General features: G+C 59.5%; 12 protein-coding genes. 4 read left to right on the forward strand and 8 right to left on the reverse strand.

The features are described from left to right. Positions 1–37: 37 nt before the first annotated feature. Positions 38–1,444, reverse strand: a complete 1,407-nt coding sequence (locus tag KGB28_RS01645) for an NAD(P)/FAD-dependent oxidoreductase (protein WP_223441580.1) — start codon at positions 1,442–1,444, stop codon at positions 38–40. Between the two features lie 50 nt (positions 1,445–1,494). Next, the gene (locus tag KGB28_RS01650) at positions 1,495–2,310 is read right to left on the reverse strand and encodes a helix-turn-helix transcriptional regulator (protein WP_223441581.1); all 816 of its coding nucleotides are present in this window, start codon (positions 2,308–2,310) and stop codon (positions 1,495–1,497) included. 266 nt (positions 2,311–2,576) lie between these two features. Here KGB28_RS01650 and KGB28_RS01655 point away from each other — a divergent pair, with 266 nt between their 5' ends. Continuing rightward, positions 2,577–2,849: a DUF1652 domain-containing protein gene (locus KGB28_RS01655; protein ID WP_150755521.1), complete on the forward strand. Its 273-nt coding sequence runs from the start codon at positions 2,577–2,579 to the stop codon at positions 2,847–2,849. Between the two features lie 60 nt (positions 2,850–2,909). On the opposite strand, the gene KGB28_RS01660 is transcribed toward KGB28_RS01655, so the two are convergent. Next, complete coding sequence (locus KGB28_RS01660; protein ID WP_223441583.1) at positions 2,910–5,384, reverse strand: UvrD-helicase domain-containing protein; 2,475 nt, start codon at positions 5,382–5,384, stop codon at positions 2,910–2,912. 279 nt (positions 5,385–5,663) lie between these two features. Here KGB28_RS01660 and KGB28_RS01665 point away from each other — a divergent pair, with 279 nt between their 5' ends. Beyond that, positions 5,664–6,359: a pirin family protein gene (locus KGB28_RS01665; RefSeq protein ID WP_223441585.1), complete on the forward strand. Its 696-nt coding sequence runs from the start codon at positions 5,664–5,666 to the stop codon at positions 6,357–6,359. 198 nt (positions 6,360–6,557) lie between these two features. On the opposite strand, the gene pgm is transcribed toward KGB28_RS01665, so the two are convergent. The 4 genes from pgm to KGB28_RS01685 all read right to left on the reverse strand — a co-directional run bounded on the left by pgm (position 6,558) and on the right by KGB28_RS01685 (position 12,836). Then, positions 6,558–8,204: a phosphoglucomutase (alpha-D-glucose-1,6-bisphosphate-dependent) gene (gene pgm, locus KGB28_RS01670; RefSeq protein WP_223441588.1), complete on the reverse strand. Its 1,647-nt coding sequence runs from the start codon at positions 8,202–8,204 to the stop codon at positions 6,558–6,560. A gap of 113 nt (positions 8,205–8,317) precedes the next feature. After that, positions 8,318–9,718: a PLP-dependent aminotransferase family protein gene (locus tag KGB28_RS01675; protein WP_223441591.1), complete on the reverse strand. Its 1,401-nt coding sequence runs from the start codon at positions 9,716–9,718 to the stop codon at positions 8,318–8,320. A gap of 40 nt (positions 9,719–9,758) precedes the next feature. Further along, positions 9,759–11,249, reverse strand: coding sequence for a hypothetical protein (locus KGB28_RS01680; RefSeq protein ID WP_223441594.1), 1,491 nt, complete (start codon positions 11,247–11,249; stop codon positions 9,759–9,761). A gap of 564 nt (positions 11,250–11,813) precedes the next feature. Then, positions 11,814–12,836 carry a zinc-dependent alcohol dehydrogenase family protein gene (locus KGB28_RS01685; protein ID WP_223441596.1) on the reverse strand — a complete coding sequence of 341 codons (1,023 nt, stop codon included), beginning with the start codon at positions 12,834–12,836 and terminating at the stop codon, positions 11,814–11,816. A gap of 269 nt (positions 12,837–13,105) precedes the next feature. On the opposite strand from KGB28_RS01685, the gene KGB28_RS01690 reads away from it, so the two are divergent. Both KGB28_RS01690 and KGB28_RS01695 read left to right on the forward strand, forming a co-directional pair. Beyond that, entirely contained in the window at positions 13,106–14,020 is a 915-nt protein-coding gene (locus KGB28_RS01690; RefSeq protein ID WP_095942189.1) for a LysR family transcriptional regulator, read from the forward strand. A 153-nt stretch (positions 14,021–14,173) separates the two neighbouring features. Continuing rightward, positions 14,174–15,442: a tyrosine-type recombinase/integrase gene (locus tag KGB28_RS01695; RefSeq protein WP_223441598.1), complete on the forward strand. Its 1,269-nt coding sequence runs from the start codon at positions 14,174–14,176 to the stop codon at positions 15,440–15,442. A gap of 216 nt (positions 15,443–15,658) precedes the next feature. Here KGB28_RS01695 and KGB28_RS01700 read toward each other — a convergent pair whose 3' ends face one another. Beyond that, positions 15,659–16,219 carry a PaaI family thioesterase gene (locus tag KGB28_RS01700; protein ID WP_223441600.1) on the reverse strand — a complete coding sequence of 187 codons (561 nt, stop codon included), beginning with the start codon at positions 16,217–16,219 and terminating at the stop codon, positions 15,659–15,661. Positions 16,220–16,258 lie beyond the last annotated feature (39 nt).

A 16,258-nucleotide genomic window follows, 5' to 3' on the forward strand; every position in this document is an offset into this window, starting at 1 on the left:
ACCTGTCGATGTAGCCTGTAGATGAAGAACGCACCGTTTAGTGCATGAAGCCTTCCATGAAACCGGCCACCCCGCTGGCCAGCTTGCGCCGCCAGGGCGCAGTGGCCGGGTTGGCCAGGGTCTGGTCTTCATGGACAAAGCTGCGGATGATCGCGTTGTAGCCGAGCCAGCGGATCGGCTCCGGCTCCCAGGCCCGCAGTGCGTCGAGGCCGCGCTGGGGGATGACCCACGGCTGGCGTACCAGATCGGTGTCGCGCCCCAGGATCAGGTCGGCCAGCGTGCGGCCTCCCAGGTTGCTGGCACCAACACCCTCCCCGCCATAACCGCCAGAAAGGGCGATGCCGTTGGCCCGGTCGCAAAGCATGTGCGGCTGGAAATGCCGGGACATGCCCAGGTTGCCGCCCCAGGAATGGGTGATCTGCACGTTCTTCAACTGCGGGAACAGTTCGCCGAACAGATAGCGCCGCAGCTGTATTTCGTCAGCAGTCAGGTCGAAGTCGTGGCGCAGCTTGCCGGCGAACTGGTACCCGCCACGGGCGCCAAAGATCAATCGGTTGTCAGCGGTGCGCTGACCGTAGGTGACCTGGCGACTGGCCTCGCTGAACGCCTGGCCGCGACTCAGGCCGATTTCGTCCCAGGTGGCCGCCGACAAGGGCTCAGTCGCGACGATCAGGCTCTGCACCGGCATCTGATAACGCCCCAATGGCGGCAGCGTGACGGAGTAGCCTTCTACCGCCGGCACCACCCAGCGACTGCGCACCGAAGCTTTCGCCGTGCGCAGGCTGCCGGACTGCCAATGGGTGACCGGACTGTTTTCGTAGATTCTGACGCCCAGGCGCTCCACCGCCCGGGCCAGCCCCCGTACCAGCCTGGCCGGGTGGATGGTCGCCACGTGCGGTGCGTAGATACCGCCATAGGGTTTGGCGACGCGAATCTGTTGCGCCAGTTGTTCCGGGTTCAGCCAGCGATAGTGGCTGTCGTTGAGGCCCTGGCGGTGCAGATCGTCCAGGTAGTGACGCAGACTGGCCTCCTGCTCCGGATAGCGCGCGGCGCAATACAGCACCCCGCCTTTACGGTAATCGCAGTCGATCCCCTCACGTTCGAGGACAATTTTCACTTCATCGGGAATGCTGTGCAACAAAGCGTAGGAGGCGCGGCGCTCTTCGGCCGGCAGGTTGGCCAGCAGGCGATCCTCACCAAGCAAGTTGCCCATCAACCAACCGCCATTGCGCCCCGACGCGCCGAAGCCGGCGGTTTGCGCTTCGACGATGGCGATGTTCAGGTCTGGTTTGTGTTGCTTGAGGTAGTACGCGGTCCAGAGCCCGGTGTAGCCCGCGCCGATGATCGCCACGTCGACATCCAGATCCCGCTCCAGCGCCGGACGCGCCAATAGCGGCTCGTCGAGCTGGTCCATCCACAAACTGATAGTGCGCCACGCCGGCATGCAAGACTCCGCCACTCGAACTTCGATGGCGTTGATCCTAGTGCGTGGGCTCAGGGGTTGTCTTGCGCGCGTGCACGCAAAGAAATTTGTTTGACGTAGGCCTTGGGGGACTGGCCGGTGTGCTGGCGGAAACAGCTGTAGAACGCCGACAGCGAATTGAACCCGGCAGCGAAGGCCAGCTCATCGATACGCACTGGCGGTGTGGCGGCGTCCAGCGCTGCAAGCAAATGTCGCAGGCGTGCCTGGTTGACGTAGCGGTAGAAGCTCTGGCCCAGCACCTGATTCAACAGGTAGGAAATCTGGTTGCGGCTGTAGCCACACTCCTTCGCCACTCGTTGCAGATCCAGCTCCGGGTCCAGATAAGGCTGCTGCTCCTGGAAATACTGCTGCAGGTCATCAGCCATGAAGCTCAATTGGCGCGGCGACAGGCCGAGACGGCTGACCGCCGGGCGCTGGTTGCCGGACGTTTTACTGCCGGGTTGTTCGTGGACCAATGACGCATATTCATTGACCCGCCAGATCAGCCCGTCCTTGACGGTGATCGCTTCGCTGGCGCGAAACGACACCAGCCCTTCACCGCCGCGCAAGGTGATGCGGTACTGAATGAACGCGGTGTTGCCGTCCAGTCGAATACGGTCGGAATGCTCCAGCGCTTCATCCGGATCCCGGGGCATGCTGCTGCGCACATACTCGCGCAACTCGGCCAGGCCCATGACCTTGTTCTGGAAAAAATCGTTGTACTGGACTTCAGGGTGATAAAGCGCCATGACGCCGTCCAGATCCCGGTGCTTCCAGCGCAAGTGATAGCGCATGACCGTCTCGCCCGTGGCCTGGGTTTGCAGCGGGCCATCATCATCGGCGTGCATTGAACATCTCGACGGGAAAAGACCGAGCTTGCCCAACTTGCGCTTTGTCTTCAACGACTAAACCGATGAAGGCAGGTGCCGGCAAATGGTCGATAAGCGTGAGCTGGATCAAAAAAAATGGCGGCAATCGCCAAACGGCCTGAAAACTCCACATTATTTTCACATCCGGATGCTACTTTTAAAAACTGTCACTGGTTGAACCAATGAAGGTTCTTCCCTCCTACCATGAGCTAACGGACGCGCTCGATAATGAAGGCGGGCAACACATGAATAAAGGGTTCAGTAAGGTTACGTTTCCAAACGCCTGCCAGCTGATGCGCTGGCATTTTCATCCCATGGGTTTCGAGGCGAGCATGGACGCCCCGGGCAGCATGATTGCCCGTCTTTTTGATCGTGCCACTGGCGAGACCATGATCGCCATTGCCGGTATTCCTTGCGCCACCGTCATGAATGCTGCGGATGTAGAACTGATAATCGAAGCGGTGGAGGATGAACTTGAAGCCTTCGTTCCACCAGAAGCGTTCAGGAGTTATGCCTGAAGGCGGTCCACGAAAAAAGCCCACATCAGGTGGGCTTTTTTGTGGGCAGCGTTTAAACGCTCAGCCTGAAGCCTTGCCCTGTCGATGATCGACAAAGAACGCCTTGCCCTTGCCGATCCGGTCGGAAGCCTTGGGCATGTTCGCGGCCTGGGTGTCTTGGGCATCGACGTACCAGTAGCAATGGCTTACAGCGCGGGTAATACCCACGTAGGCCAACCGCAGGATCTCGTCCTTCTGGGCGTTGTCGTAGGGCTCACTGTCACCTGCCTTGCCCAGGCCCGCCAGCCGGTAAACCTGATTCTTGTAAGGTGAACTGGTCAGGTGCTGACAGTCGCCCAGCAAAAACACCGCATCGGCCTGGAGGCCCTTGGCACTGTGATACGTCAGTTGCTTGAGCCTGCGAGCCTCGTACGGCAAGCTCGAATCAACATTAACAACAGGCTGAATATGCTCTTCTATCAATGCCTTATCGCTACTTTTTCGATAAAGCATCAAGATCGAATCGCCCTTTCGGTAATGCTCCATCAAGCGCTGGGCCATGCCCTGGTCATCACGATAGAGGACGTTCACCGGCAGCAATGCCTTGGGCTCACCGCTGGCCTTGGCTTTCTTCCCGGCAATCGCCGGTGCTGCACGCACGATGTGCTCGGCGGCATCGATGATGTGCTGGTGGCTGCGGTAGTTGTCGCTGAGCATGACCTTGGTGGTGCTCGGCGACGGGAACTCCTTGTTGAACTCCATGAAGTAGGTCGGCGAACTGCCGCGCCACCCATAAATGGACTGCCAGTCATCGCCCACACAGAGCAGCGAGGAGCGCTGGGCTCCGCGCCCGACGTGCATGGCCGGCCCGCGACTGCGGATCTCTGCCAGGCTGGCCCTGATCCAGGAGACGATCTGCGGCGAGACATCCTGGAATTCGTCGATCATCAGGTGTGACAGTGGCCGCAGCAGCTCGTCGCCGAGCAGCTTGAGGTTCTCCGGCGAATGCTCGCTGAACAGGGCGAACATCCGGTTGTAGGTCATGATCGGTGGCTTCTGATCCAGCAAATGATCTTCCAGCGCGCGCCAGTAAAGGCTCAATGCCTCGAAAAAGAACCGGTCGGGATCGTCCTTGGCGAAACTCATCTGGCCTACCGCACTCGGCACATCCAGCCCGAGGTTTTCGATGAACCCGGCGGCGGCGACAAAGCAATCCAGCAGCGGCGCTGAAGCGAGCTCGCCCTTGACCTTGTAATCGAAGCCCGGCCCGGCGCTGGCATCGCCGGCGAGCGAGGCCAAGACACGCTTTGATGAATCGTAACTATCAAGCCATATCAATGGCTTACGACAGAAAGCTTGAAACAGGGTGCGCTTTACTGCCCACTCTGCACGCACCGTCAGCTTGGCGTTCGGTCGCGTGACCTGCGGGTTTTCCCGAGGATCGAACCCCAGCACCACCCAGGCATCCAGGGACGGGATGTAGCCGTGGCAATGGAATGTCGAACCGTTGATATCGAACGCCTGGCGATTCGGTTCGATGCCCTTGATGGGCCAGGCACCGGCGCGAAACCACAGGTCCTCGATGGCGTCGCACAGTTCTTCATCGCGTTTGGCCGCCAGCTCGGTAACGCCCATGCGTTTCTGCACATCCGGGTGATCGCGCTCCAGTTCCTTGAGTTGCAGGGCATGCCGGGACAATGGCTTGATCAGCTCGCGAAAACGCTCATTGTCACTGTGCAGGCGGTGATAACAGGCGTTGAGCTGTTGGCGTTGAGCGTCGTTGATGCGCAGATCGAACGGATTGCTGTCGACCTCCTCATCACCCTGTGCAGCCCGCAGGCTGAGGTTCTCGAAAGCCTGCAGGCGCTCGAAACCCGGGAGGCTGCGCACCATCGGCAGGATTCGCGAATGAAAGGTGCGCACCAGATCCCGCGCCTCCTTGAAACTGATCGCGCGGCCCCAGAGCGCAAACAGTTCGATCAGCTTGTTGATGAAGTCCTTGCGCGACTCGCGGGTGAAGGTCACCACCGTCATCGAGCTCAGTTCGAAGCCCAGGTAATGGGTCAACAGCAAGATACGCAGCACCAGGGTGGTCGATTTGCCTGCACCGGCACCCGCGATCACCGAGGTGGACGGGGTGTCGCTGAAGATCATTTTCCACTGTGCGGCGCTGGGTTGGGCATGGGCCGGCAACAAGCGGGCGACATCGGCCTTCATGCGCTTCTTCAACTCGGCGCTCAACGGCAGGCGCCAGTCGTCGAACAGCAGGTCATCGACATTCGGCGGTCGGTGTTCAGTGCTGCGCGAGTCGCGGATCAGCAGGACCTGCCGGCCCTCCTCCAGCCCTTCGAGCTTGCCTTCCTTGTAGCCGTAATCGACCCCGGCGCTGTGACCGCTGCGAAAACCGTCGGCCTGGCCATGCAGCCACGACGCACGATGTTGTGCGTGCAGGCGGGTCAGGCTGTAGCCGAAGAACCGGGCGAGCAATCGCTTGATCAGCGGCATCTCGGCCAGGGGGCGAAGTTCAGGCGGAAGATCGGGGGTGTGTTGCGGCACGCGGACTGACTCCAGGGTGTGAGGCTGTTGAGCGCTATGGTGTCTGCATTTGCCGTCGAGTTCTAGTCAATTGCTTATGACTCATTGGCTTATGCGATGAAGTGAAAGCTGGATGAGAAACTTTCGAGTTCGTTTTATATCAATCCATTCGATGGGAATGCTGCATTTTTTACGCTTTTTATCGATTGTTGCCTGTTGGATGATGGCCGTCATCACTCACCGGTCTCGCTTCGTGGCTCTGGCACCTGGCCCCATGACGAACCTTTTCTGGAGACGATCATGCTTGAACTCAGACCTTTCAACTCGCTCGGCGGCGCTCACCACGGCTGGTTGGATGCTCACCACCATTTTTCGTTCGCCGAGTACTACGATCCCAAGCGCATGAACTGGGGCAACCTGCGGGTCTGGAACGACGACGTGATCGCTCCCGGCACCGGTTTCCCGCAACACCCGCACCGCGACATGGAAATCATCACCTATGTCCGCGAAGGCGCCATTACCCACCAGGACAACCTTGGCAACAAGGGCCGCACCGAAGCCGGTGACGTCCAGGTCATGAGCGCCGGTACCGGGATCGCTCACAGCGAGTACAACCTGGAAGCGACACCGAGCAGGATTTTCCAGATCTGGATCATCCCGAACGAGTCCGGCCTGGCGCCGTCCTGGGGCGCCAAGCCGTTCCCGAAAGGCAACCGCGAAGGTTTCGTCACCCTGGCCAGCGGCAAGGAAGGCGACGATCAGAGCCTGCGCATCCGCGCCGATGCCCGGCTGGTAGCGGCCAACCTGAAGGCCGGCGAGTCTGCCGAATATCCGCTGGACAAGGGCCGTCGTGCGTACTTGGTGCCGGCCACCGGGGTCATTGAAGTCAATGGCTTGCGTGCACAAGCTCGAGATGGTGTCGCGGTTGCCGATGAGCATGTGCTGCGGGTGACGGCCATCGAGGACAGCGAGATTGTTCTGGTGGATCTGGCTTGATTCGCTGAACGCAAACGCAAAAAAAGGGGTGACCGTATTGGTCGCCCCTTTTTTGTGGCGGCAGCGCCCCCCCCTGTGGGAGCGAGCTTGCTCGCGATAGCGGTCTGACATTCAACAATTATGTCGACTGACCTGCCGCCATCGCGAGCAAGCTCGCTCCCACAGGATTATTTGCAGCTCCATTAGGAGTTACGTCGTTTACTTCGCGGAAATGGCCCCATCCACCAACGTTTGCGCCTCGGCCACCAATTGCTTGAGGTGGTCGTCGCTGACAAAGCTTTCGGCGTAGATCTTGTAGATGTCTTCCGTGCCCGACGGACGCGCCGCGAACCAGCCGTTCTCGGTCATGACCTTGAGGCCGCCAATAGCCTGGTCATTGCCCGGTGCGTGGCTGAGGATGCTCTGGATCGGCTCGCCCGCCAGTTCGGTCGAGGTGACCTGTTGCGGCGACAACTTGCTCAACAGCGCTTTCTGCTCCGGATTGGCCTTGGCGTCGACCCGCACCGAGAACGGCTCACCCAGTTCGTCGGTCAAGGCACGATAAGCCTGGCTCGGGTCGCGCCCGGTGCGGGCGGTCATCTCGGCGGCCAACAGGGCCGGAATCAAACCGTCCTTGTCGGTGCTCCAGACACCGCCGTCCTTGCGCAGGAACGAGGCACCGGCGCTTTCTTCGCCGCCGAAACCCAGGGAGCCATCGAACAGGCCATCGGCAAACCATTTGAAACCGACCGGCACTTCGTACAGGCGACGACCCAGGCGCTTGGCCACGCGATCGATCAGGCCGCTGCTGACCACGGTTTTACCCACGGCAGCATCGGCGCGCCATTGCGGACGGTTCTGGAACAGGTAGTCGATGGCAACGGCGAGGTAGTTGTTCGGCGCCAGCAGACCACCGGACGGCGTGACGATGCCATGGCGGTCGTGGTCCGGATCGCAGGCAAATGCCACGTCGAAGCGTTGTTTCAGGCCGATCAGGCCTTGCATGGCGTGACTGGACGATGGGTCCATGCGGATCTGGCCGTCCCAGTCGACGGTCATGAAGCGGAAGGTCGGGTCGACCTCTTTGTTCACCACGTCCAGGTCCAGGCGGTAATGCTCGGCAATCGCCGACCAGTAGCGCACCCCCGCTCCACCCAGCGGATCGACACCCAGGCGCAGCTTGGCATCGCGGATGGCGTCGAAGTCGATCACGTTGATCAGGTCGGCGACATAGGTGTTGAGGTAATCGTGACGATGGGTGGTGCTGGCCTTCAGTGCCTGCTCGTAGCTGATGCGCTTGACGCCAGCGAGCTTGTTGGCCAGCAGTTCGTTGGCCTTGGCTTCGATCCACTTGGTGATGTGGGTATCGGCCGGACCACCGTTTGTTGGATTGTACTTGTAGCCACCGCTTTGCGGCGGGTTGTGGGACGGCGTGATGACAATGCCGTCCGCCAGGCCACTGGTGCGACCGCGGTTGTAGCAGAGAATCGCATGGGAAATGGCCGGTGTCGGCGTGTATTCGTCGCCAGCGGCAATCATCACGGTCACGCCGTTGGCCGCCAATACTTCGAGGGCGCTGGCGCCGGCCGGCGTGGACAGCGCGTGGGTGTCGATACCGACAAACAGCGGGCCATCGATACCTTGAGCTTCGCGGTACAGGCAGATCGCCTGGCTGATCGCCAGCACGTGCCATTCGTTGAAACTCAAGTCGAACGAGCTGCCCCGGTGCCCGGACGTGCCAAAGGCAACGCGCTGGGTCGAAATCGCGGCATCAGGCTGGCCGGTGTAATAGGCCGTTACCAGTCGCGGGATGTCGACCAACAATTCTACCGGTGCCGGTTTACCCGCAAAAGGACTGAGTGTCATGCAAAACCTCTGGAATAGAGTGGTTCAGGAATTGGGTCGCAGTTTACTGGCAGTTTGACCGCAAGGCGATGGGATCGATCCAACACAGCGGAGGTTGTTATTTTTTGTCTCGCTCACTCGATTGATTCCAGGCGCAGCGCATCCCCCAGCAGTCCCAGTGCGGTCGCCAGGTTGTGATCGCCGCCGAAGGTATGACTCAAGCGCAGATGCTGTCCGTGCAGACCCTGGAGGCTGAACAGTTCGCCCGGCGCGATGACCACTTGGTGGGCCAACAGGCGCTGGAACACACGACGGACATTGACCCGACGCAACGAGCGCACCCAGATCGTTGCACCACCTTCTGGCTCGACGAAATGCAAGGCATCCCCCAATCGCTCCTGCAACAACAGGGTCATTTGACTCTTGCGCTCCTTGAGTAGCCGGCGCAGCACCAGCAGGTGTTGATCGATGCGACCGCTGCTGTACAAGCGGGCGATGGCTTTCTGGCGAATCGGCGAGAGACGGAAGGAACGCAGCAGAAAGTGCCGTTGCAGTTCAGCGCTCAAATGCCTTGAAAGCAGATAACCATAGGGCGCTTCAGGCCCGATGATTTTCTCGAACGTGGAAAACACCATCAGCCGTTCAGGGTCCAGCAAGTCGCGAAAGCGCACGCCACCCAGGTCGAATCCAAGTTCGCCATAACAGTCGTTCTCCAGCACCCAACTGTCATGCGCGGCCAACAGCCGGGCAATGGCCTGCCTGTTTTCGTCAGGCGCCTGGCTGCCGCGGGGCATGTTCAGGGCCGATGAAAGCATCACCAGCCTTACCGGCTCGGTATCCAGCAGCATGTTGAGCCGTTCCGGATCCAGGCAGCCATCGGCCTGCACAGGCAACTCGATCACCCGCACGCAGGCAGCTTGAAGCAAACGCAGGATCGTCCAGTCGCACGGCGATTCGACCACCATCGTGGCGTCTTTCAAGCCCAGCACGGCGATCAGGATTTCCAGTACACCGCGCAGGTCGGCGCCGATGTAGACATCATCGGCGTGCCAGTAACGCATCGGAGACGTGGTGTAGCGTGCTGCAAGGGCGGTGCGCAGTTCGAGTTCGCCACAGGGTTGCGAAGGCGACTGCGGCTGTCGGGGATACTGGCGCAGCAACTCCCGCTCCAGCAACAACAAAGGGCTGTCGAGCGGCTGCAGCAACGCCGGTTCATCGGCGCTCAAGACCAGCATCCCCGGACGCCTGGCATTGACGTAGACCGCTTCCAGCAGATCGCTGCCGCTGTCCTGCAGGTTGATTGAGGACACTGGCAATGCGTAGTAACCGGACTTGGCTACCGAATAGACGCGCCCTTCTTTCTCCAGCAGCGAATAGGCGTACTGAATGGTCGAGATCGACACATTGAGACGCTCCGCCAGATGCCGCAGCGACGGCAGGCGAATGCGCGAATCTCCTTCAGACTCGTTGATCAGGCTGACCAGGTATCGATAAACCGCCTGATAGGCGAAATCCGTTTCTCGTGGACCTTTCATGGGCGAAGGCCAACCGCACTGGCTGAAAATCCGCCCACGCTCAGTGACCCGCTGACCATTCATCCGCCAACGTGCTGTCAGCATCAGGATCGCCCAGCGTATTTTGCGACGCGGCCCTCCGTTTGTTTGCTTCAGCCGCCCCGCCAGCGCCTGCGGGCGTCCACTCCATGCGGTAAAGCTGGCCGATCAGGCTGACGGGCAATCCGCTGACATCAGTCATCCATTGCATGATCTGTTCGGCGACCGGATGCCCCTGCATGGCCCGATGCAACTCGGGCATGGCCACCAGCATGCCGGGATGGCACTGACGCAGGAAACGCTCAAGCCCCGCACCTTGTTCGATGAAAGGAGAAAAAAGCAGGCACACCAGTTGTGCTTCACTCAGGTCCAGATTCTTTTGCGCTTCGGCCGCCGCTCGGGCGCGCTGCTCGGTCAGTGTCGCCGGGTTACCGAAGACCTCGATGGCCTGCTCGCACAAGCGCTCGGGCAAGCGCTTGCGGCGCATCATCACCAAGGCGCGTTGCAGGTATTGCGCAATGCCGGACTCGTAATTGCGGCCTTGCACGTAGCACGCCTGCAACCCCCTGACGTGCGCCGAGATCGACGGGCTGACGAATTCGTTGTCGCTGATCTGCGCGGACAGTTCGTCAGGCTGGAACCGGAGAAACTCAGTCAGCAATGGCCAGCGCTCTTCCAGGTTGCTGACCAGCAGGTCGTGAATGTCGATGCAGGCCGTACGACGACAGGTCTCAAAACGCTCTTGCGGACGCCACCGGGCCTGGCCGTAATCGGCGTAGAACGCGTGATAACAGTCGCTGCCCAGTTCATCGAGCAATGCAAACAACCCCGCATAACCGGCCTCGCCTGCGGGCGAAGGCTTGAGCCCTGCCTTGGTGGCGGCACGCTTCAAACCGTCGATGAACTGCTTCTGCTGACGCGGCGTGTCACTGCTGAGCAAGGCGTCGACACCAGAGTCCCAGCGGGCGATTTGTCCGTAGAACTCTCCCGTGGCCAGATAACCGTCATCCCACAGGTCGAACCCGCCACGCCACTCCCGTCGATGGCCGATCAGCAGCAGGTTCAGGCGACTGGACTCGCGACCGGCGTCGGAGATCGGCGTCAGGTGGTTGAACGGCAAGACTTCCCGATCATCGACCATCAACACCTCGACCCGGGGATCGTCATAGACAAACAATGCGCTGTTGGTCCGGTGCATGTTTTCCACGGCCGCGCAGTTTGCCCCGTTCAACCGCAACGAGGCGATGCGCAACTGGAATGTCGCCGGCGACCGAGTGGCAATGGTCAACTGCGCAGCACGCAACAGTGCCAGGGTGTAGCAGTTGTCACGGGCCCCGGACTGGATCGCCAACACCTTGTAATCGCCAATGTGCTCCATGCCCCCCGCCGCTACCGCCAGACGCTGAATCAACAATTGCAATGCAGTGCGTTCGGCACGGGAGAAGAAACCCAGCAATCGCTGCAGCACTTGTTGATAGACATGGTTCATCGCTTGGTCATGGATGCTGGTCATCTTTATTTACCTGATACTCGTAAGTTCAACATCGCGCAGACAGCAAATCCCGTTGGACTGTCGGGGCGAATGGAGTCATGGACTTTATTGCCAAATGCTAACACTTGAATTTTCTTGAAATCATTTGAAACGATCGCAACACCTCCTCGGTTTAACAACGGAGGTAAGGCTGTAGTGCCCGGCTGGCAGGGGTTTTCCCGATTGAAAGCGAAGTCCTAGGAAATGTCCGACAAAGTCCCACAGACACTTAATACAAGAAATAAAGAAGGAAGTAGTCGCTGTGTTTTTGGCAACTAAACAACAACAAACTAATTTGGAGATTTGCACCGACGGCGCACATTGAAAAGTTTCAGCCTGACACCCAGCCATGACTCATTCCTTGAGATGAAAGTAATCATTCAATTATCAGGGCTTAGTGGCTGATTAGAAGCTACAGATTACGGGCAAAAACCAGTTCAGTTGCTGGACCGGCCTGCGGGTCGACGGCTTTTTTTGGGGAGGGTGGGGCTGAAACGAAAGAGTCCGTGCGGGCACGGACTCTTGGGTGGGTTATTGCGGCAGTTGTTATGCCGGTTCGACCTGCAGCGCGACCCTCTCGTAACACGGGCATTCGTCCATGTAGCGGTGTGCTTCGACAAACTCGGCAAACGGGAAGACCCGAGTCTTGAGCGGCAGCAGAACGCGGTCGGCAGTCAGCTGATTGATGTCGCGCAAGGCACGTTGCAGTGCGGCCTGGTCCTGGGTGATGCCCAGTTCCGGCTTGCCAGTGAAGTTGCCGATGCAGTGCACGAAAAACTGAATGTTCTTCTGGAAGGCTGCGCAGGCCGGGAAAGGCGTCTGGTTGCCACCTTGCAGGCCGTACAGCACCAGGCTGCCGCGAGGTGCCAGCACATCGCCCAGCAACGACATCTGCGGACCGCCCAAACCATCGAACACCACGTCCACACCGCGGTTATCGGTGATTTTGTTGATCCGCATGAGCAGATCTTCTTCCTCGGTAACGATCACTTTCTCGGCACCCAGCGACAGCAGGTATTCACGTTCCTCCGCGGTCTTGGTCGCGGCGATCACTCGAACACCCAAGGCCTTGCCCAGTTGTACGAACGAAGGTCCGGCGCAATGGCTCGCGTCGGTCACCAGGGCGAATTGCCCGGGCTTGACCCGAGCCAGATCGGCATAAGCGAAATAGGCGATCAACAACGGCGTGTAGTGCACGCTGGCTTCAATCGGGCTGAGCACATCCGGATAACGGGTGACTGCCGAGCGTGGCAGAACGATCAGCTCACCGTAGACCGGGTAGTCGTTCGGGCTTTGGGCCGGAAAGCTGGCAACCTTGTCACCCACTTCCAGGTCATCGATGCCATCACCGACAGCGGTGACGATACCGGCCATCTCCTGGCCAAGGCCTGAAGGCAGACGAGCATGGGACGGGGCCAGGTTCTGGCGCCAGAGAGTGTCATACCAACTGATGCCTATCGCCTCGACGCGCACCTGCACTTCGCCCGGTGCAGGCAAAGACGCCGCATGCTCTTCGCATTTGAGCACCTCGGCAGGACCAAACTTGTGAAAACGGATCGTGCGGGACATCGCAAACCTCGCCAAATGAACCTCTAATGCCTTGAACTCTAGCTGGGCTTTCAACCCAACACTATCTGTGGCTATTAATAGTCGACATGCCTGTCATTGATTCCGCAGCGGCGGCGATATCGTCAAATGCCGTGAGAAACCGAAGCCGCCTTTACAGGAAATCTGAATTACCCGGTGCAGAGTACCAGCCTTTCCCCGTAATATTCCTGCTGGCCATTGTTCTCATATGGCCGCCCACGTCAAGCTTGCTGACTCTGCCAGGACTCCAGATGAATCGTAATGACCTGCGTCGTGTCGACCTGAACCTGTTGATCGTTTTCGAAACATTGATGCACGAACGCAGCGTGACCCGTGCTGCGGAAAAACTGTTCCTCGGCCAGCCAGCCATCAGTGCGGCGCTCTCGCGCCTGCGCGGCTTGTTCGATGATCCTTTGTTTGTGCGTACCGGCCGCAGCATGGAGCCGTCCGCCAGGGCGGTCGAGATCTTCGCCCTGCTCTCGCCGGCACTGGATTCGATTTCCACCGCCGTCAGCCGTGCGGCCGAGTTCGATCCTGCCACAAGTACCGCCGTGTTCCGCATCGGCCTTTCGGACGACGTCGAGTTCGCCTTGCTGCCCATGCTGCTCAAGCGCCTGCGTGCCGAATCGCCGGGGATTGTGCTGGTGGTGCGCCGGGTCAACTACATCCTGATGCCGGGGTTGCTGGCATCCGGCGAGATATCCATCGGTGTCAGCTACACCACCGACCTGCCGGCCAACGCCAAGCGCAAGGTACTGCGCCGCAGCCAGCCGAAGCTGTTGCGCGCCGACACCGTGCCGGGGCCGTTGAGCCTGGACGATTACTGCGCTCGCCCCCATGCACTGGTGTCGTTCGCCGGCGACCTCAGCGGCTTCATCGATGAGGAGCTGGAAAAACTCGGGCGCAAACGGCATGTGGTGCTCGCCGTACCGCAGTTCAACGGGCTGAGCACCTTGCTCGCCGGAACTGACATCGTGGCGACGGTGCCGGATTACACAGCCGATGCGCTGACTGCCGCGGGCGGTGTACGGGCTGAAGATCCGCCGTTGCCGGTGCGCAGTTTCGAACTGCATATGGCCTGGCGCGGGTCGCAGGATAATGATCCGGGGGAGCGCTGGTTGCGGTCGCGGATCCAGATGTTCTTCGGGGACCCCGATAGCCTGTAATGGAATTCCACTGAATTCCATAAAACCGTTTTATAACAACCGCTTATTGATAATTTAAGTCCACTGCCGCCTGTCTAAATCCAATGGATTCCACGACTCATGGGGGCATAATTGGGGGCAAATTTCGGTTCCTTAAAAAGGATGCCCCCACCGATGCCCCCAGATAATGCGGTCGTTTTCAAACGAAAACTCAGCGATGCCTTGATCCGCTCACTGACCGAACCCGGCAAACACGCCGATGGCGAAGTCCCTGGCCTCTACTTGGAGGTAAGGACGTCGAGCAAGGTCGGCAAATCCCCTTCCAAGGTTTGGCGATTGAAGTATCGGCTGCATGGTAAGGAAAACCGCTTCTCCATCGGCGCTTACCCCGACATTGGTCTCAAGGAGGCGCGCGAGATTGCCCGCGGCGCACGCCGCGACGTGGCTAACCACACCGCTCCGCTCAAGGCCAAGACCGCCAAGATCGAAGCACACCTGCTCAACGAGGTGCGCACCTTCGAATACGTAGCCAAGCAATGGTTAACGTTCAAGTCTGCCGAGCTGGTAACCAAATCCATCGCGGGGTTTAACGGAGCGCTGAACAACCACATCTTGCCCGCGATCGGTAACAAACCTGTCAGCGAGATCAAGCTGGAGCACATCACTACAATCATTACGGAGTTGCGCCGCCAGCGCACCATGGCCATGGCCCGGCGCGTGCGTACCATCATCCGTGCCGTCCTGGGCTTTGCCGAGGGGCGCGGATGGGTGGAACGCAATGTGGCGCTTAGCAACATTGAGGAGTTGAAGATCCGCCATGTCGTGACCAGCAACCCGGCGATCGAAAGGCCAGCCGACCTGGGCAGGTTTCTTCTACGGCTTGATGACTGCAACGACGGCAGCGTTGCCACCGCAATGCGCCTGCTGGTCATGTTGCCGGTCCGCCCAGGCGAACTGGTGCAGATGCGCTGGGAAGATGTCGACTTGGTGGGCGCCGATTGGCGTTATGTGGTGAGCAAGACCAAGCATCTGGACAAGAGCAAACATATCGTGCCGTTGCCTGAACAAGCCTTGGTTCTGTTACGCGAGCTACATAAAACCCGCGTGGTGGATGAAGAAGGTAAAGGCTGGGTGTTCGTCTCACCGGTTTATCCGGGACGTCCCATAAACCCGACCTCCATGCTCAAGTCCTTTCAACGCATCTGGCCAGAGTACGACATCACAGCCCACGGCTTTCGCGCGACCTACCGGACCATTGCCCACGAGCACTTGGGTATCGATCCAATCGTGCTCGAACTATCGTTATCTCACCGAATGCCAGGAGCTCTTGGAGCTGTATATGCGCGCGCACAACTGCTAGTGCAGCGCCGGGAGGCTGCTCAGCAATGGGCTGACTATTTAGATCAGTTGCGGCAAAACGCAGCACGAGTTAAGACAGGTTGACGCTACTCATGTTTTCTCCGTTAATCAGATGGGGAGCGATCCGACCAAATCGCCTTACATTGAGTAGAGCTGCACTGGCAGACCAGCCCCGGGGGCGGCTAGCCGGGCCGGCCCCATAGCGCTACCGCCATTGCGCCAAGGGCCGGCGCAGGGATGTCTCTTAGTACGCCGCCGTAGGTGCCGATCGGCGTCCGGATTGGGGCACAAAAAACGATGTCAGACTTGGCCATCAGAGCGCATCGAAGTGGTTGTAGGGTGATCGAAAATCAGGCATGTCGTGGTGGCGTGCGCGTATAGCCTTCCGTCAGGGCCGACGATCCGCCCCTCAGCCGTGGCGACCCGGCTCCCGACATGAATCACCTTGCCCTCAGCACGCACCAACGGCACCGCATCGGTCAAGGCACGCACCACATTTAGCTTCAGTTCAAGCGTGGTGTAGCCTTTGCCAACAGCCAGAGTTGTATGCACGGCGCAGCCCACCGCCGAGTCCAGTAGCGTTGCGAACCAGCCACCGTGCACGGTGCCCAAAGGGTTGTAATGCCTGCGCCCGGGCCGACCTTGAAAGACAGCGACTCCGGGTTCCATGTGAATCGGCACAAAGTCGAGGGTGTCTCCGATAGGTGGAGGTGGCAACTCCCCGGCAAAGATAGCCTCAAAGACGCCCATCCCCGTAAGGCTGAAAGCCTGCCCTCTGGGCATAACATCAGTTACCTGAAGACGAGCACGGACGGTCTGCTCCTCCTCAATCCATTGCGCAACAACCTGATCAACATCCATCAGCTACTCCTTCCCCACATACTTGTATATGCAATAGTT

This window comes from Pseudomonas sp. BF-R-19, assembly GCF_019956445.1.
In the GTDB taxonomy this organism is placed as follows: domain Bacteria; phylum Pseudomonadota; class Gammaproteobacteria; order Pseudomonadales; family Pseudomonadaceae; genus Aquipseudomonas; species Aquipseudomonas fluorescens_BH.